The sequence below is a fragment of the Pseudomonas sp. TH06 genome (assembly GCF_016651305.1).
In the GTDB taxonomy this organism is placed as follows: domain Bacteria; phylum Pseudomonadota; class Gammaproteobacteria; order Pseudomonadales; family Pseudomonadaceae; genus Aquipseudomonas.
On the sequence record NZ_JAEKEC010000001.1, the window covers coordinates 490,301 to 507,761 of the forward strand.

Genomic DNA, 17,461 nt, shown 5'->3' on the forward strand with positions numbered 1-17,461 from the left:
CCTCTTATTGTTCTGTCAGGGGGCGCACGCGCACGCCCTGTTCGAGCTGCGCCAGTTGCGCGCTGTCGTTGATACCAAAACCGATCTGGGTGACCGCCATTGCCGCAATCGCCGTGGCCGTGCGCAGGGTTTGCTCGGGCGTGTCGGCGCTGAGCAAACCGTGGAGCATGCCCGCCAGCAACGAATCACCAGCACCCACGGTGCTGGCGACGCTGACTTTCGGTGGCGTCGCGTGCAACGCCGAGCCGACGCTGAACCAGTTCACACCGTCAGCGCCGTGAGAGATCACCACGTGCTCGATGCCTTGCGCATGCAAACGCGCCGCTGCCTGCGCCTCGGCCGCGTGGGAAACCACCTCGCAGCCGAGGGCATCGGCGAGTTCTTCAGTGTTCGGTTTGATCAGCCACGGACTGGCCTGCAACGCAGCGCGCAAGGCGTCGCCGCTGCTATCGAGGGCGACTTTCAGACCGAGCTGATTCAGTCGCTCAATCAGTTCGCGCAACCACTGCGCCGTGACGCCGCGCGGCAAACTGCCGGCAACCACCACCGCGTCATGACCCGGTGCGATCTGCACCAGACGATCCAGCAATGCCTGCTGCGCGGTGGCATCGACCACCGGTCCCGGACCGTTGATGTCAGTGATCCGACCGTCGCGCTCGGCGACTTTGATGTTGCTGCGCGTCTCGCCGGGCACGCGGATGAACGCGTCGACAAAACCGCGTTTGCTGAACAGGGTTTCGAACGCTTGCAGGTTGTCTTCGCCGAGAAAACCGCTGACCGTCAGTTGATGGCCGAGGTCGGCCAGCACCTGCGCGACGTTCACCCCTTTGCCGGCGGCGTGGGTGTGCATCTCATCGCTGCGGTTGACCTGACCGGCCTCCAGACGTGACAGCTCAACCGTGAGGTCCAGCGCCGGGTTGAGGGTCAGGGTGAGAATCTTGGCCATTACAGGGCCTCCACTAATGCACGCACTTCGTTGGCGCTGCCCACGCTGAGGGCTTGTTGAGCAAGGGTTTGCGCCTCGGTCAGGCTGAGTTCGCGGATACGCGCTTTCACTTCGGCAATGCTGCGCCCGGAGACGCTGAGTTCATCGACACCGAGGCCGACCAGCACCGGCACCGCCAGCGGATCGGCTGCCAACTCGCCGCAGACGCCGACCCATTTGCCATGGGCGTGGGCCGCGCGCACGGTGATGTCGATCAGTTGCAGCACCGCCGGGTGCAAGCCGTCAGCCTGCGCCGACAGGGTCGGATGACCACGGTCAATGGCCAGGGTGTATTGGGTCAGGTCGTTGGTGCCGACGCTGAAGAAGTCGACCTCTTTGGCCAGCACCGGCGCCAACAAAGCGGCGGACGGCACCTCGATCATGATGCCGAGTTGCAGGTCGGCGACCGGGATTTCCAGGCGCAGACGTTCAGTCATGTCGCGGGCCTGGCGCCACTCTTCGACGCTGCCGACCATCGGGAACATGATCCGTAGCGGCCGGTTATCCGCCGCACGCAGCAAGGCACGCAACTGCGCTTCCATGATCTGCGGACGCTGCAGGGTCAAACGGATGCCGCGCACGCCGAGAAACGGGTTTTCTTCCTTGGCGATCGGCCAATACGGCAGCGGTTTGTCGCCGCCGACGTCCAGCGTACGCACCACCAGCGGGCGCCCGCCGAGACCGTCGAGGACGCGGCGGTATTCGGCTTCCTGGGTGGCTTCGTCCGGCGCTTGCGGGTGAGCCATGAAAATCAGTTCGGTGCGCAGCAGACCGATGCCTTCGGCGCCCTGCTCCACTGCGCTGATCACCCCGGCGCTTTCGCCGATATTGGCGAACACTTCGACGGCGTGACCATCGGTGGTGTGCGCCGGTTGATGACGTTGTTCGGCGGCAGCCTTGAGGCGCTGCTCGCGGGTGTCGCGTTCTTCGGTGGCGCGTTGCAGCGTGGCCGAATCAGCGTCGACGTGCAGGCGACCGCGCTGGCCGTCGAGCAGCAACGGCGTGCCCGGCGCCAGCAGCAACACCGCTGCGCCAGCCCCGACCAGTGCCGGAATGCCGAGGGCGCGGGCGACAATGGCGCTGTGCGCCGTGGCACCGCCGCGAGCGGTAAGAATCCCCGCTACACGCGCCGGATCGAGCCGCGCCACGTCGGACGGGCCGACTTCATCCATCACCAGAATGTACGGCTGCTCGGGTTCACTCGGGGTCTGCACGCCACACAGTTGCGCCAGCACCCGGCGACCGATGTCGCGCAGGTCCGCCGCACGCTCGGCGAGCAAGGCATCCTGCAAGGATTCCTGCTGCTTCGCTGCCGCTTCGATTACCGCCATCCACGCCGCTTCAGCGCTCTCGCCCTGCTTGAGGCGCGTGTCGACTTCATCGGTGAGTTCCGGGTCGTCGAGCATTTCCTGGTGGGTGATGAAAATCTCGCGGATGGCTTTGGCTTTGCTGCGTTCGATCAAGCCTTGAATGTCGCTGCGCACATCGCTCAGCGCTTGCTTGAGACGCTCACGTTCGATGGCGGCGGACTCGCCGCGCAACGGGTATTCGATGGTCTGCTGCACTTGAATGTGCGCCGGGCCGATGGCAATCCCGGGGGCAGCGGGAATCGCTTGCAGCAGGCTGCCGGATGCAGGCGCGATCAGCACTTCGGCAATCTCGGTGATGACTTCGCGTTGCTGACTGACGGCCGGCAGCGGCTCGACTTCTTCGCCGAGGCCTTCTTCGATGGCGGCGAGCAACGCGGGCAAGGCATCGGCGGCGATGCTCGGCTCGGCGATCAACTCCAGCACCTGACCACGGCGGGCGCCGAGGCTGAGCAGTTTGCTCAGACTCTTCACCGACACGGCGCTGTCCTGGCTGTCGACGATGCGCACGCGGATTTCGCCGTCAAAACGCTTCGCCAGTTGCGCCAGAATCTTCGCCGGCCGCGCGTGCAAGCCATGCGCGTTGGCCAATGCAATGCGGGCGCTCGGCCAGTCGGCGGGCAACTCGCCGCCGAGCACTTCGAGGACTTTACGACTACTGGTGGCGCGGCCCAATTCATGGCCACGACCTTCGATGAGCAATGCACACAAACGTTCGAGCAAGGCCTGATGCGCCTCGCCAAGACTGGCCAGACAGAACAGGCCGCTCAGCGGTTGGCCAAGATAGCGAATCGGTTTGTCCGGCGTAACGAACGCCAGCCCCGGACGCTTCACGGTTTGCTCACTGTGCAGCCACCACAAACCATCCCCCAGCGGCAGCGCTTCGACTTGCTGCAACACGCCGGCAAAACCGTTGCTCACACAATCGGCCTGACGCAGCAGACGCGCACCGCGCCAGACCAGTTCCTCGAAATCGTCAGCGGCGACGCCAAGGCCGATCATCTGCGCATCCAGCGCCAGTTCCTGCGGCGCGCCTTGCAGCAGTTTCAGCAGCGCTTCGGGCGAACTGGCGCGGCGCAACGCCTGACCGAGATCGGTCTCGCCGAGGGCACGGGTCAGCAGTTGCAAGAGACGCAGGTGTTCATCGGATTTGGCCGCAATGCCGATGGCCAGATAAACGATCTGGCCATCGCCCCAATCGACCCCGTCGGGAAACTGCATCAGGCGCACGCCGGTGGCGAACACTTGATCGCGGGTCTCGGGCGTACCGTGGGGAATGGCAATACCTTGACCGAGAAAGGTCGAGCCCTGGGCCTCCCGCGCCTGCAATCCGGCAAGGTATCCATCAGCGACCAGGCCATCGGCCACCAGATGATTGGCCAGCAATTGCAAAGCAGCGGATTTATCCACAGCCGATTGGCCCATGGATATCTGCTCTATAGTGAGCTCGAGCATGCGATCTCCTTTTTGGCGCTTTGAGAGTGCCAGGTATTGTTTTGGATGGTTGCAGCTTAGGCGCTCTGCCGCTTTGCTTTTCAGCGGCAGTTTTGGCGGTTTCACGGCAGAACCGGCCAAAGGCGTCTAAAACGTAGAAATTACGCTTGCTGAAACGTTTAATCTAGATTGATCGGCACGTTACTCGATAATGTCCCATCCTTGAAGTCCAACTTGTCGGATGCGCGTAGGCAATAAGTCGTCTGCCCTAATCGGGTAGGATTGGCGAAAATCTCGCGGCATGCTCGAAACAACAAGGAAATCCCGGGTTGAAACTCAGTGATATCGCGCGGTTGGCCGGAGTGTCCGTGACCACCGCCAGCTACGTCATCAACGGCAAGGCCGAACAGCAGCGCATCAGCAACGCGACCGTCGAACGCGTGCGCGCGGTAGTCGACCTGCACGGCTTTACGCCCAATCCACAAGCGGCCGGGCTGCGCAGCCGTCACACGCGCACGCTGGGCTTTATTCTGCCGGATCTGGAAAACCCCAGTTACGCGCGGATCGCCAAACTGCTGGAACAAGGCGCACGGGCACGCGGCTATCAGCTGCTGATCGCCAGTTCCGACGATGCGCCGGACAGCGAACGCCAACTGCTGCAACTGTTCCGCGCCCGCCGCTGCGATGCGCTGATTGTCGCCAGTTGCCTGCCGGCTGGCGATGACAGTTATCGTCAGTTGCAGGGCAAGGGCACGCCAATCATCGCTATCGACCGGGTCATGGACCCGGAGCATTTCTGCTCGGTGATCAGCGACGACCGCGAGGCTAGCCTGCACCTGACGCAGAGCCTGCTTGATCCGCAGCCAAAACAGATCGTGCTGCTCGGCGCGCGCCCGGAACTGAGCATCAGCCAGGAACGTGCCGCCGGCTTCAAACAAGCGCTGGGCGATTTCAAAGGCGAAGTGCTGATCGAGCACGCCGAGTCCTTCAGCCGTGAATGCGGCAAGCAATTGATGGAAGAACTCCTGCAACGTCTGGGGCATTTGCCGGATGCGCTGGTGACTACTTCCTACGTGCTGTTGCAGGGTGTGTTCGATGCGCTGCATGACTTCCCGCTGAAATCGCGTCCGCTGCGCCTCGGCACCTTTGGCGATACGCAGTTGCTGGACTTCCTGCCGCTGCCGGTCAACGCCATGGCCCAGCAGCACCAGTTGATCGCCGACAAAGCGCTGGAACTGGCACTGGCCGCCGTTGAACAGTCGGAGTACAAGCCGGGTGTGCAGGCCATCGCGCGGACCTTCAAGCAGCGTATTCACCGGGACTGAACCGTGGAGCTGATCGACAGCCACACTCACCTGGACTTCCCCGACTTCGACGCCGATCGCTCGGCGTTGCTCGCCGAAAGCCGCGCCCTCGGGGTGCGGCGAATGGTGGTGTTGGGTGTCTACGAGGGTAACTGGCAACGAGTGTGGGACCTGGTGCAGAGCGACGCGGACTTGTACGCAGCGTTCGGTTTGCACCCGGTGTATCTCGATCAGCATCGACCCGAAGACTTGCAAGCACTCGGCGACTGGCTGACGCGTTTGCGCGGTCATCGACAGTTGTGTGCGGTGGGCGAGATCGGTCTGGATTACTTTATCGAAACCCTCGACCGCGAGCGGCAACAGGCGCTGTTCGACGCGCAGTTGCAACTGGCGGTGGATTTCAATTTGCCGGCGCTGATCCATGTCCGCCGCAGTCACGCCGCAGTGATTGCCACACTCAAGCGCTTCGGGCTCAAACGCGCCGGGATCATCCACGCGTTTGCCGGCAGCCGTGAAGAGGCGCGCGAGTACATCAAACTCGGTTTCAAACTCGGCCTGGGAGGCGCGCCGACCTGGCCGCAGGCGCTGCGCATGCATCGGGTTTTGGCGGATTTGCCGCTGGATTCGATTGTGCTGGAAACCGACTCACCGGACATGGCGCCGGCGATGTTCCCCGGCCAGCGCAACAGCCCGGCGCACCTGCCGGCGATCTGTGCGGCGCTGGCGCAAATCATGAATATCACCCCCGAACAACTGGCCGCTGCCAGCACCGCCAACAGCTGCGCAGTGTTTGGCTGGTAGTCAATCGGCGTGAGCCTTGGCGGCTTCGAGAATCAGCGTCATGTGTTGACGATGCCGGGCATAACGAACGACCACGAAGTACACGAAAATCGTGATCAGCGAGGCGTTCAGTTGTTCGGTGACACTCAGCAGCCCCACCCATTCCATCACCAACGCCACCAGCAACGCGGTGCATACCGTCACCGAAGCGCTGAAGCGCAGCAACGCCAGTGAATCGAGCGACTTGAAGCGTTTGATCTGCTGGGGGCAACGCAGCTCCAGGGCTTTCTGGCAGTGCTCGCAGGTGAACGATTCATTGATCGCGATAGCGTTGATTTGCCAGGGTTTGAGCAGCAGCGTCTGCTCGCAATGGGCACAACGGCCCAGGACTCCCAAGGTTGCAACGGACATGAGCGGCCTCCTCTACGCGATCAGATGAACCGGAATACTGGCTCATTGATGACGGAAAGCCAGTGCCGGGAGAAAAACAGGATTCGGCCTACGACTGAAAGTGTAAAAGTATTACAAAAGTTTCTGATAACACCCTGCCCCTTGAGGAGGGAATCTTTGTGGCGAGGGGATTTATCCCCGATGGGCTGCGCAGCGGCCCCAAAAAAATCGAAGACACGTTAGATAAATTTCTAACTCAGGCATTGGGGGCGCTTCGCGCCCCATCGGGGATAAATCCCCTCGCCACAAAGGCTCACTCTTACAGGGAGAATGGGCGCAATTCAGACACGGAACGCGCTGATCAACTGTTTGAGCTCTACCACCTGGGCAGACAACGCCCGACTGGCGTCTTCGGTCTGGTGTGCGCCTTGCGCTGTGCGTTCACCGGCGCGGTTGATCTCGACGATGTTCTGGTCGATGTCATGCGCCACTGCCGTTTGCTGCTCGACGGCGGCGGCAATCTGCTGGTTCTGGTCGACGATCATGCCCACGGCACCGAGGATGTTTTCCAATGCCTGCTGGACCTTTTCCGACTGCCCGACCGTGCCGTTGGCCATCTGATGGCTGACGCCCATGGCTTTCACCGCCGCGCCGACGCCGCCGTGAAGCTTGGCGATCATCTGTTCGATCTCTTCGGTCGACTGTTGGGTACGTTTGGCCAGGGTGCGCACTTCATCCGCGACTACCGCAAAACCGCGCCCCTGCTCACCCGCCCGGGCCGCCTCGATCGCAGCGTTGAGCGCCAGCAGATTGGTCTGTTCAGCGATGCTCTTGATCACTTCCAGTACGCGGCTGATCGACTGGCTATCGCTGGCGAGCTGGTTGATCACCAGCACCGACTGATCGATTTCGCTGGCCAGCGCAGCGATGCTGCCCTGTTGCGACTCCACCAGACCGCGCCCGCTGATGGTCTCGTCATTCACGCTGTGGGCACTGCTCACCGCCGCGGCCGTACTGCGCGCCACTTCCAGTGAGGTCGCCGACATCTGGTTCATCGCGGTGGCCACTTGCTCGATTTGCGTACGCTGGCCGGCCACCGCCTGATTGCTTTGCGCCGAGACATTTTCAACTTGCCCGGCCTGACGCTCGACTTCGCTGACGGTATGGCCGACCCGCTCGATCAAATCGTGGATCTTCCTCACCGTGCCGTTGAACACCTCGCCCAACTCACCCAATTCATCGCGGCTGTTGGCCTTGAAGTTGACCGTCATATCGCCCGCCGCGACCTTGTCCATCATCGCGCCAAGACGTTTGAGCGTGGTGCGGGTCGAGGCGTAGAAGCCGCCGTAGAGATAAAAAATCAGCACGAACACCACCGACAGCGCCACGGCCTGCAAAACCATGTGCGTGCGGTTCTGCGCCAAGCGCTGTTGCAATTGGGTGTCGAGGAACTTCAGAGTGGCTTCGTTGAGCTGGTAGGTCTTGTCCATCAGCCCGGTGACCTGCTCATAAAACGCCTGCCACGGCGCATCGAGCGTGTCGGCCATCACCACTTGTTCTTCGAACAACTCGCTCGCCTGCTTCAACGACGCCTTGCTGCTGTCGGCCTGCGCGCTAAGGGATTCACGCGCGGCTTTGCTGGAACCGAGTGCGTCCTGCAGCTTCAAGCCATATTCCGCCTGAAGCTTTTCGATCTGCACCAGCAACTCGTCAAAACGCGTACTCGACGAACTGTTGAGAAAGCCCTGCCCCAACGAATACGAGCCCATGGCCCGGCCTTCGCCGAGGGTCTGCGTCACCGTCGGTGTAATCAGCGTGACCAGTTCGCTGAGCTGACGAATGTCGCCCTGATTGTCGCGGCTCAGACCGGCCTGGCTGGTGATGATCTGACTGAAAATCTGCGCACTGGCGAGCAACTTGCCGATCAGTGCACTTTTGCTTTGCAGGGAGTTTTCCGCTTGCTGCGCCTTGAACGCGGCAATCATTTCATCGCGTTTGCCGTCGAATACCTTGATCTGCTCTGGATCGTCGCTCATTGCCGTCAGCCCTTGCAGGCGCGTCAACACAGCTTGTTCGAGGCTGCTGATCTGCGATTCGACATTGCCGGCCTTACCGGACTGGCCGAGGGTGACGTTGATCTGCACCAGATTGTTCAGCGTCTCCAGATCCCGGCGCAGGGTCAGGCTGCTACCGAGCAGGTCGAGGCTTTGCAACTCGACGCGAGTGCCCTGGAACTCGCGATAGGAATCGCGCACCAGATAGAAATTGGTCACCAGCATTGGTACCAGAAACAGCACGCTGATCAGGCTGAACTTCATGCCGAAGCTCAGACGGTTCATCAGCGAGACGGCGGGATAGAGCAAGCTCTTCACTGGAAGTCTCCCTTGGTTTTTCTTGTTTTTATTGGCAGGCGCGCAGAGACAGCAGATAGCCACTATCGGGCGCCATCTCTGTATAGCTCAAATCGGAGGGAGGTTTTGTAACTTAAGGTTAACGACTACCTGAGTTGACCACTAACCCTGTGGTGAGGGGATTTATCCCCGATGGGCTGCGCAGCGGCCCCCATATCGTAATCAGAGTTGTATCTGTGGAATCGTGGATTATGGTCTTGGGGCCGCTATGCAGCCCATCGGGGATAAATCCCCTCACCACAATGAGTTTCACTGAAAAGATCAGTGGATCAAAACGGTCCACAAGGCAAACCCGGCATACCACAGCACTGCCGCACGCAGCAGCAGTTCCCACAGGCAATCCAGGGTGTTGATGCCGTCCGGGCCGACAACCGGCGGCGGGATTTCCCCGGCGACCAAGCCGACCTTGTTGATCAGTTGTGCAGCACTGATGTTCCAGTTGAGCAATTCATGCAGCATCACCCGACTGACCGCAACGAAGTTGCCGACCAAGGCAAAACTCGCCGCCAGCAGGCGCACCGGCAGCCAATCGAACGCATGGCGCAACTGCGCAGCACGCTCGACCAACGCCTGGTTTTGCCCGTTTTCTTCAGCCAGCGCCAACAAGCGATAAGCCAGCGCCGCCACCGGACCGAGCACGAAATACCAGAAAATCACCGCAAAGAAACTCTGATAGGCCTGCCACAGCAGATGCCCCTGCACCCGGTCGAGCAATTGCTCGCCACTGTCGGCGCAGATATTCAGATCACGATTGGCGACATGCGCCGCCGCTTGCAGGTCTTCACGGCGCCAGGCATCGCGAAACGGCCCGAGACCGCCAAGCAAATCGCCACGCCCAAGACTGTAAATCACCACCAGCAAATGCACCGGCAAGGCCAGCAAGCCATAGGCTACCGGTTCCAGCACCACCAGCAACAATCCCAAAAGGGCCACTGGCAGCAGCACCAGAATCGTCAGCACCAGCCATGGCTGTGTCGCCAGTCGCTCGCTGCTTTCGAGTTTGTGCAGTTCGCGGATCCATCCGCCATCGCGTTGAACCCGATGGCGCAGGGCCGAGAACTTCTCGATCCAGACCGCCAGCAGTAACACCAGAAAACTCATTGTCCTTCCTCTTGTGCCAGGGCTGCGCGGTAACGCGCCCAGTCGAATGCCGGGCCAGGATCGGTCTTGCGCCCGGGTGCAATGTCGCTGTGCCCGCAAATGCGGGCGCCGGTGATAGCCGGAAATGCTCTTTGCAACTGGCGCGTCAGCGCCGTCAACGCCTGATACTGCGCGTCGGTGAACGGCAGATCATCGGTGCCTTCGAGTTCGATGCCCACGGAAAAATCGTTACAGGTTTCGCGTCCCTCGAAGATCGACACGCCAGCATGCCACGCCCGCTCAAGACAGGAGACAAACTGGGTAACGCTGCCGTCACGTTCGATCAGAAAATGCGCCGAGACCCGTAGGTCGGCAATCCCTGCAAAGTAGGGATGTTCGTTGACATCCAGACGATTCTGGAAAAATTCCTGCACCTTGCCGGTGGCGAACTGCGCCGGCGGCAGGCTGATGTTGTGGATCACCAACAGGGAAATTTCGCCCGCAGGGCGTTCATTGAAGTTGGGCGATGGGCAGACCTGCACCCCGTGACACCACCCGCTAGCGGGATCCAACTGCATACCGATTCCTTCAACGCCGACTGTGTTGGCGCCCAGTATGCCGTGATCGGCACCCGCGATGCGATCACTTGGCGTGATTGAGTCGCCGCAGATTGCCCAAAACCGACTCCAGGGCGCGGTCGAACAGCAAGGTATCATCCAGCGCACGCGCCGCACCGCGCTGGAATTCCAGGGCCAGACCGATGCGGCTGCGCTCGCGCACTTTCATCCCGGTGCGGTCGACAAACACGTATTTGCCGGTGGCCTCGATGATCGCCGCCAGCTTGCAGCGCAGGGTGTTTTCGTCATCTTCCTGAAACGCCACCCAACTGCCCACACGCAATTGATCGACCTGTTGCAGGCCCGCACTGTCATCAGACAGACGCGGCGCCATCGCGCCCTCTTCGGTGGTTTGCAATACGATCTGCTGCGACACCTCGATCATTGGCGTCGGCGTGGCCCCTTCAACCTCTATGGACGGCTCCATAACGCGCACATGCAGCGCTTCCAATTCACTGAAGAATTCACTGGTCGCAAACGGATCGAATGCCGAACTGCTCAAGCCATCACGCAGCGACTTGAGCAAACCCGGCACCAGCGCCAGCAAACGCAGGCCGGCGTCCGCGTCGTCATGACGTTGCACACTCCAGATCAATTGTTCCATGGTTTGCATATCTGCCTGCCACTCGGCGGACTGGTCGCCATGCTTGAGACAGGTCAGCAGCAACACCTTGCTCCAGGCGTTCTGTACAAATGTCACGACTGACGGTGGCAGGACTTTGCCCAACAGCGCCTGATTCAACGCCAGTTCGACTCGCCGCCGCGCCAGTTCGGTTTTCGCCCGGCCCTCTTCGGCATCACGCAGTCGCTGCTCCAGCAGTTCACTGCGACGGCGTTCGTCACTGGTGAAGGCGAGAAAGTCCGCCAGCAGCTCGGAAAAAATCGCCGGATCATCGACAAAATCGGTGAGCAGGCGCTGCACCACTTGTTCGATGCGCAGATAAAGGCTGTCACGCGCCTCACCGTCGCAATCGCCCCAACCCATGGCCGCATCGGCGATTTCATTGAGCAGCCGACGCGCCGGGTGGCTGCTGCGACTGAAAAAGCTTTTATCGAGCACCGCGACCTTGAGCATCGGAATCTGCAAGCGGGCGATCAGTGCCTTGAGCGAGTCCGGCACATTGTGGTCTTCGAGAATGCAGTCGAAGACCATGGCGATCAGGTTGATCACGTCTTCGTCTGCACCACCGACGATTCGCGACTTGCCACTTTTGACGCTGACCCGCGTCAGCAATTGTTCGAGCTGATTGCGCAGATCAAAGTCGTCCTGCGCCGCCAGCGTCGGCACATATTGCTGCAAATGCGAGAGCAGGCGCAGCAGGTCGCGGGTGGTGATTGGCTGGGCGGCCGCACTCGGTTCGAGGGTCGGCGCGACGCTGCCACGCACATGCAACAACAATTCCTGTAACGCGGCGAAGACCTCCTGCACCCCTTCGTCGGCTGGCGGCGGGTCGTCGTTTTCTTCGCGACTGATGGCGGCGGCCGCACGATCAATCGCGCGCCGTGCCGGTGCCGGTTTCAGCTCGGGCAGCACACCGGTGGCGCTGAGCAGCTGATTGGCTTCGGCATACAGTTGCTCGGTGTCGGCCAGTACATAGCGCTCGAACAGTTTGAGCAGGATCAACTTGACCTTGATCTCGACGCCGAGATTGCGCCCGGCCTGGAGGAAATACTCACAAAGCATCGCCGGGCCGAGCGGGTTGTGCTGATCGTCCAGTGTGTTGCCGAGCAGGGCGGCTAGTCGCGCAGTCAGTTGATCGAGGGCGAAGCCGTCACGCTTGTGCACGCGGCCGACCATGGTCTCCACCGCCACGTTGCGCTCCATGTCATCGGTGCGTGGCGCCGACTCTTCATACACCAACGGGCGCGGCAGCGTGTTGTGTACGGGATCGTATTGCGTGAGGCTGACAAAGGCTTCGAAGAATTGTTCGAGAAAACCGCGCTCGATGTTTTTGCGCTTGAGGCGCAGATCGCGCATGGCTTCGAAAAAGATGTTCTGTTCGACGTCGTTGCGCGCCCGGTCAGCCATTTCAAACAGGGTGTCATCGGCGTTATCGAACAGTTCCTGCAAACCGTGGCGTAACTGTTGAGCGGCCTTGTCGCGAACCTGAAGCAGAATCACAGGCAGGCGGGCGAGCGGCGAGTGATTCGCCTGATCCGTAGCGGCCTTGTGCAAAGGCACTACTTTCCCGTCGTTGTGCATCCAAGCCTCCTGAAACGGTGGTTCGTTCGGTCAAGCCACCCAGATTCCCTGTGGGAGCGAGCCTGCTCGCGATGGCGGTGTGTCAGCACCTGCAATGTCACTGCAAGAATGCATTCGCGAGCAGGATTGCTCCCGCAAGTCCAATCAGCACGTCAAACCTATGACGTCAAATGCAAGGCGAATTATCTTGCAAAAGTTATCCCCAGCGCCAGAGGCGTCAGGGTTTCCCCTATGCCCGGCCACCCTCCACTGACCACGTCTACGGCGCGTTTACTCAAAGAAAATCGACCAGTTGCAGTCAGGCACGCGAGTTCTCGCCTTGGGTTGGCTCGTGCCATGCCCCTATAATCGAATCACTTTGTTTGTGGAGCCCGTTATGCCGAATCTACGTCTCGCCGATTTGACCGCCGAAATCGAAGCCAACGTGCGCCGTGCGTTGCTCGAAGACATCGGCAGCGGCGACATCACCGCGCAATTGATCCCGGCCGAACGTCTGGCCAAAGCCACCATCATTACTCGCGACGCCGCCGTTGTTTGCGGCACTGCCTGGGTCGATGCCGTGTTTCGTCAGCTCGATCCGCGGGTGGCGGTGCACTGGCAAGTCGCTGACGGCGAACGGGTCAAACCGAACCAGCCACTGTTTCACCTGGAAGGCCCGGCCCGCTCGCTGTTGACCGGTGAACGCAGTGCGCTGAATTTCCTTCAGCTGCTGTCTGGCGTAGCGACACGTGCGCAGTACCTGGCTGACTTCGTCGGGACGACTCAGGTCAAACTGCTCGACACTCGCAAGACTCTGCCTGGCTTGCGTCTGGCACAGAAATACGCCGTAACCTGCGGCGGCTGCCACAACCACCGCATCGGTCTGTACGACGCGTTCCTGATCAAGGAAAACCACATCGCCGCCAGCGGAGGCATCGCGCAGGCTATTGCTGCCGCGCACAAGATCGCCCCGGGCAAACCGGTGGAAATCGAAGTGGAAAGTCTGGATGAGCTGAAAGAAGCGTTAGCGGCCAGCGCTGACATCATCATGCTCGATGAGCTGAGCCTGGACGATATGCGCGAAGCGGTGCGCCTGAACGGCGGCAAGGCGAAACTGGAAGCCAGCGGCGGGATCAACGAAAGCACTCTGCTGCCAATCGCCGAGACCGGGGTGGATTACATCTCGATTGGTGCGATGACCAAGGATGTCAAAGCAGTAGATCTGTCGATGCGACTGAGTCTCTGAAGACTGCACGCAATAAAAAACGCCAGCCCGATTGAGGCTGGCGTTTTTGTTTCAGACCACCAGATTGTTCATCTCGCAGTACTCGTCCCATTCGACGCCCAATACTTCGGCCGCCTCTTTGTGCAATACGAGGCGTTGCGCCTCGAATTCTTCAGGGGTGCTGGTGTACTTGAGTGTCAGCTCCCATGGCTGTAAGCCCTGAGCTTCGGCCTCGTCTTCGAACGCCCACTGGATCTGGTCCTTCTGATCATCAGGACTCAGGTCCTTGATCTCTTCCTTCAGGTCCGGTACGTCCAGAATGTACTTTTCCAGCGCTTTTTCGTGACGTTGCTCTTGAGTTAATTCGGTCATGGCGTTCTCGCTGATCATAAGAATGGAGGATGGATCTGGATCATCAAGGATCTCTCTGACGCGGATTGTCCGGCCTTCGGAACCATTCGGGATCATTTGAAAACTGCTGGGCGATGCTCATGCAGGCACCGAATATAGGACGTTTGCATGACGAATTACACGCCTCTTTACATCTCTCCCACAAAAAGTTGACCTGCGGAACATAAATCCGGATTCACAGTCATAGCGATGTGCCATATCGGCACTGACTTTTGCTGTTCACAAGGAAACCCAGTGATGCGCAGCTTTTCGAAGATTTCTTCTGTTGTGTCCGCCACCACCCTGATCACCATTCTGGCGCTGCCGACCAGCGCAATGGCCGTTGAATTGAGTAGCAGCAGCTCTTCCTATAACGATAAGGTTTCGCTGATTCACAACGATTACGGCAAAGATGTGGTCATCAGAAGCGACATCAGCATCGACGAACTGCAAAAGATGCGTGACACGGTTCGCGACCAATCGCGCCAGATCGAGGAACTCAAACGCAACAGCGGTTCCAGCTCAAGTTCCAGCAGCAAGGAAATCGACGACCTGAAAAACAAGGTCAAGGATCAGGATCGACAACTGGACACGCTCGGCCGCCAGGTTGAAGACCTCAAGCGCAACAGTGGCTCCAGTTCCAACTCGAACAGCAGCGAGATCTCGAATCTGAAACAGAAGCTCAACGATCAGGACCGTGCAATGGATCAGCTCAAACGCACCGTCGAGGACCTGAGCCGTAAAGTGAAATAAGGGAAGTGGTGCCCGAGACAGGAATCGAACCTGCGACCTTCGCGTTACGAGTGCGCTGCTCTACCGGCTGAGCTACACGGGCGCTGGGCTAAACCTAGCACCGGTCCTGTACTCCGGCAACTTTCTGGCTTGCCTGATGGTTATCTCTTGAAACTCCCAATTGTGGTGAGGGGATTTATCCCCGTTCGGTTGCGAAGCGGCCGTGAATCCAGCACCTCGGCGTTTCAGGCAGTCCGCAGTGTATGGTTTTACGACTGCTGCGCAGCCGAACGGGGATAAATCCCCTCACCACATTTTGCTTTTGCCAGACAATAAAAATGCCCCGCCGTTTTCACGGCGGGGCATTTTTATTGCGCTAAAGCGGTGGGGTGATTAAACGCCCGAAGCTTTGGCCGCTGCCACGTCTTTGATGGACAGCTTGATACGGCCGCGGTTGTCCACGTCCAGTACCAGCACTTCCACTTCCTGGCCTTCTTTCAGGATGTCGGTCACTTTCTCTACGCGAGCGTCGCTCAGCATCGAGATATGCACCAGACCGTCCTTGCCCGGCAGGATGTTGACGAATGCGCCGAAGTCGACGATGCGCTCAACCTTGCCGACGTAGATCTTGCCGATCTCGGCTTCAGCGGTGATACCCAGAACGCGCTGGCGTGCTGCTTCAGCCGCTTCCTTGGTTTCGCCGAAGATCTTGATCGAACCGTCGTCTTCGATGTCGATCGAGGCCTTGGTTTCTTCGCAGATCGCACGGATGGTCGCGCCACCTTTACCGATAACGTCACGGATTTTGTCGGTGTCGATCTTCATCGCGATCATGGTCGGAGCGTTGGCCGACAGCTCGGTACGCGACTGGCCGATGATCTGGTTCATCTGACCGAGGATGTTCAGGCGCGCTTCCAGGGCTTGGCCCAGAGCGATTTCCATGATTTCTTCGGTGATGCCCTTGATCTTGATGTCCATCTGCAGCGCAGTAACGCCTTTGGCGGTACCGGCTACTTTGAAGTCCATGTCGCCCAGGTGGTCTTCGTCACCAAGGATGTCGGTCAGGACTGCGAACTTCTCGCCCTCCTTAACCAGACCCATGGCGATACCGGCAACCGGTGCCTTCATCGGTACACCAGCGTCCATCAGGGCCAGGGAAGCGCCGCAAACGGAAGCCATCGAGCTCGAACCGTTGGATTCGGTGATTTCCGAAACCACACGAATGGTGTACGGGAACACGTCAGCGGCAGGCAGCATGGCCGAAACCGAACGACGGGCCAGACGGCCGTGACCGATTTCACGACGACCAGCGCCACCCATGCGACCACACTCGCCCACCGAGAACGGAGGGAAGTTGTAGTGCAGCATGAACGGGTCTTTTTTCTCGCCTTCCAGGGTGTCCAGCAGCTGTGCGTCACGGGCAGTACCCAGAGTCGCGACTACCAGAGCCTGAGTTTCACCACGGGTGAACAGTGCCGAACCGTGAGTCTTCGGCAGAACGCCGACTTCGATGTTCAGCGGACGTACGGTCTTGGTGTCGCGACCGTCGATACGTGGCTTGCCGTTAACGATGTTTTCGCGAACGGTGCGGTATTCGATTTCGCCGAAAGCAGCTTTGACTTCGCTGGACGAAGGCTGACCTTCTTCACCGGACAGCTTGGCAACAACCTGGTCCTTCAACTCGCCCAGACGCGCATAACGGTCGGCCTTGACGGTGATGGTGTAAGCCTGGGAGATCGCGTCGCCGAACTCGGCACGGATAGCGCCCAGCAGTTCGGTGGCTTCTGGCTGTGGAGCCCAGTTCCAGGTTGGTTTGGCAGCTTCGGCAGCCAGTTCTTTGACAGCGTTGATCACAACCTGGAATTCGTCGTGAGCAAACAGTACCGCGCCCAGCATCTGGTCTTCGGTCAGCTCTTTGGCTTCCGATTCAACCATCAGCACGGCGTCCGAAGTACCGGCAACGACCATGTCCAGGCTCGAAGCAGCTTGCTGCTCGTAAGTCGGGTTCAGCAGGTAGCCGGTGCTTTCGTGGAAAGCTACGCGAGCGGCGCCGATCGGACCGTCAAACGGAATACCCGAGATGGCCAGGGCAGCCGAAGTACCGATCATCGCAGCGATGTCCGGATCGGTTTTCTTGCTGGTGGAAACGACGGTGCAGACAACCTGCACTTCGTTCATGAAGCCTTCTGGGAACAGCGGACGGATCGGACGGTCGATCAGTCGGGAAGTCAGGGTTTCTTTCTCGGAAGGACGGCCTTCGCGCTTGAAGAAACCGCCAGGGATCTTACCGGCAGCGTAAGTCTTTTCCTGGTAGTGAACGGACAGAGGGAAGAAGCCCTTGCCTGGATCGGCTTGTTTTGCACCGACTACAGTCACCAATACGCTGACGTCGTCGTCAACGGTGACCAATACTGCGCCGGAGGCCTGACGGGCGATACGGCCAGTCTCGAGGGTAACGGTCGATTGACCGAACTGGAATTTTTTGATTACCGGGTTCACGGTGTCCTACCTTCTTTGTGGCTCTTGGGGGAACTGGTTTCTTGCGAATTCTTGGGCAATGTCGG

13 protein-coding genes and 1 tRNA gene are annotated in these 17,461 nt (G+C 59.8%); 4 read left to right on the plus strand and 10 right to left on the minus strand.

Features of this window, described 5'->3' with window-relative positions:
• Nucleotides 1–4: 4 nt before the first annotated feature.
• Nucleotides 5–946 carry a 1-phosphofructokinase gene (gene pfkB, locus JFT86_RS02295; protein WP_201235455.1) on the minus strand — a complete coding sequence of 314 codons (942 nt, stop codon included), beginning with the start codon at nucleotides 944–946 and terminating at the stop codon, nucleotides 5–7.
• Nucleotides 946–3,807 (minus strand): phosphoenolpyruvate--protein phosphotransferase, encoded by a 2,862-nt coding sequence (gene ptsP, locus JFT86_RS02300; RefSeq protein ID WP_201235457.1) that lies wholly within the window; start codon nucleotides 3,805–3,807, stop codon nucleotides 946–948. Before ptsP ends, pfkB begins: the two co-directional genes overlap by 1 nt.
• A 308-nt stretch (nucleotides 3,808–4,115) precedes the next feature.
• Here ptsP and cra point away from each other — a divergent pair, with 308 nt between their 5' ends.
• Both cra and JFT86_RS02310 read left to right on the plus strand, forming a co-directional pair.
• The gene (cra, locus tag JFT86_RS02305) at nucleotides 4,116–5,111 is read left to right on the plus strand and encodes a catabolite repressor/activator (protein ID WP_201235459.1); all 996 of its coding nucleotides are present in this window, start codon (nucleotides 4,116–4,118) and stop codon (nucleotides 5,109–5,111) included.
• A gap of 3 nt (nucleotides 5,112–5,114) precedes the next feature.
• On the plus strand, nucleotides 5,115–5,891 hold the full coding sequence (locus JFT86_RS02310) for a TatD family hydrolase (protein ID WP_201235461.1): 777 nt from the start codon (nucleotides 5,115–5,117) through the stop codon (nucleotides 5,889–5,891).
• On the opposite strand, the gene JFT86_RS02315 is transcribed toward JFT86_RS02310, so the two are convergent.
• The 5 genes from JFT86_RS02315 to JFT86_RS02335 all read right to left on the minus strand — a co-directional run bounded on the left by JFT86_RS02315 (nucleotide 5,892) and on the right by JFT86_RS02335 (nucleotide 12,571).
• Nucleotides 5,892–6,281 (minus strand): hypothetical protein, encoded by a 390-nt coding sequence (locus tag JFT86_RS02315; protein ID WP_201235463.1) that lies wholly within the window; start codon nucleotides 6,279–6,281, stop codon nucleotides 5,892–5,894.
• 320 nt (nucleotides 6,282–6,601) lie between these two features.
• Nucleotides 6,602–8,632 (minus strand): methyl-accepting chemotaxis protein, encoded by a 2,031-nt coding sequence (locus tag JFT86_RS02320; protein ID WP_201235465.1) that lies wholly within the window; start codon nucleotides 8,630–8,632, stop codon nucleotides 6,602–6,604.
• Nucleotides 8,633–8,932: 300 nt separating this feature from the next.
• A complete protein-coding gene (ampE, locus tag JFT86_RS02325; protein ID WP_201235466.1) occupies nucleotides 8,933–9,772 on the minus strand; it encodes a regulatory signaling modulator protein AmpE in 840 nt (279 codons plus the stop codon).
• Nucleotides 9,769–10,329 carry a 1,6-anhydro-N-acetylmuramyl-L-alanine amidase AmpD gene (ampD, locus tag JFT86_RS02330; RefSeq protein WP_201235468.1) on the minus strand — a complete coding sequence of 187 codons (561 nt, stop codon included), beginning with the start codon at nucleotides 10,327–10,329 and terminating at the stop codon, nucleotides 9,769–9,771. The genes ampE and ampD overlap by 4 nt, the downstream gene beginning before the upstream one ends.
• A gap of 64 nt (nucleotides 10,330–10,393) precedes the next feature.
• On the minus strand, nucleotides 10,394–12,571 hold the full coding sequence (locus tag JFT86_RS02335; protein ID WP_201235470.1) for a DUF1631 domain-containing protein: 2,178 nt from the start codon (nucleotides 12,569–12,571) through the stop codon (nucleotides 10,394–10,396).
• A gap of 376 nt (nucleotides 12,572–12,947) precedes the next feature.
• Here JFT86_RS02335 and nadC point away from each other — a divergent pair, with 376 nt between their 5' ends.
• Nucleotides 12,948–13,796 carry a carboxylating nicotinate-nucleotide diphosphorylase gene (gene nadC, locus JFT86_RS02340; RefSeq protein WP_201235472.1) on the plus strand — a complete coding sequence of 283 codons (849 nt, stop codon included), beginning with the start codon at nucleotides 12,948–12,950 and terminating at the stop codon, nucleotides 13,794–13,796.
• Nucleotides 13,797–13,847: 51 nt separating this feature from the next.
• On the opposite strand, the gene JFT86_RS02345 is transcribed toward nadC, so the two are convergent.
• On the minus strand, nucleotides 13,848–14,147 hold the full coding sequence (locus JFT86_RS02345; RefSeq protein ID WP_201235474.1) for a DUF6388 family protein: 300 nt from the start codon (nucleotides 14,145–14,147) through the stop codon (nucleotides 13,848–13,850).
• A gap of 276 nt (nucleotides 14,148–14,423) precedes the next feature.
• On the opposite strand from JFT86_RS02345, the gene JFT86_RS02350 reads away from it, so the two are divergent.
• Complete coding sequence (locus JFT86_RS02350) at nucleotides 14,424–14,918, plus strand: hypothetical protein (protein ID WP_201235475.1); 495 nt, start codon at nucleotides 14,424–14,426, stop codon at nucleotides 14,916–14,918.
• A 6-nt stretch (nucleotides 14,919–14,924) separates the two neighbouring features.
• Here the strand turns inward: JFT86_RS02350 and JFT86_RS02355 are convergent.
• Both JFT86_RS02355 and pnp read right to left on the minus strand, forming a co-directional pair.
• Nucleotides 14,925–15,000, minus strand: a tRNA-Thr gene (locus JFT86_RS02355).
• A 290-nt stretch (nucleotides 15,001–15,290) separates the two neighbouring features.
• The gene (gene pnp / locus JFT86_RS02360) at nucleotides 15,291–17,396 is read right to left on the minus strand and encodes a polyribonucleotide nucleotidyltransferase (RefSeq protein WP_123533989.1); all 2,106 of its coding nucleotides are present in this window, start codon (nucleotides 17,394–17,396) and stop codon (nucleotides 15,291–15,293) included.
• Nucleotides 17,397–17,461: the final 65 nt, after the last annotated feature.

Excerpts from the sequence above, each read along its gene's own strand:
- nadC (WP_201235472.1), top strand. The coding sequence starts at position 12,948 with ATGCCGAATCTACGTCTCGCCGATTTGACCGCCGAAATCGAAGCCAAC.
- ptsP (WP_201235457.1), bottom strand. The coding sequence starts at position 3,807 with ATGCTCGAGCTCACTATAGAGCAGATATCCATGGGCCAATCGGCTGTG.
- JFT86_RS02350 (WP_201235475.1), top strand. The coding sequence starts at position 14,424 with ATGCGCAGCTTTTCGAAGATTTCTTCTGTTGTGTCCGCCACCACCCTG.
- ampE (WP_201235466.1), bottom strand. The coding sequence starts at position 9,772 with ATGAGTTTTCTGGTGTTACTGCTGGCGGTCTGGATCGAGAAGTTCTCG.
- JFT86_RS02345 (WP_201235474.1), bottom strand. The coding sequence starts at position 14,147 with ATGACCGAATTAACTCAAGAGCAACGTCACGAAAAAGCGCTGGAAAAG.
- ampD (WP_201235468.1), bottom strand. The coding sequence starts at position 10,329 with ATGCAGTTGGATCCCGCTAGCGGGTGGTGTCACGGGGTGCAGGTCTGC.
- pfkB (WP_201235455.1), bottom strand. The coding sequence starts at position 946 with ATGGCCAAGATTCTCACCCTGACCCTCAACCCGGCGCTGGACCTCACG.
- JFT86_RS02315 (WP_201235463.1), bottom strand. The coding sequence starts at position 6,281 with ATGTCCGTTGCAACCTTGGGAGTCCTGGGCCGTTGTGCCCATTGCGAG.
- JFT86_RS02335 (WP_201235470.1), bottom strand. The coding sequence starts at position 12,571 with ATGCACAACGACGGGAAAGTAGTGCCTTTGCACAAGGCCGCTACGGAT.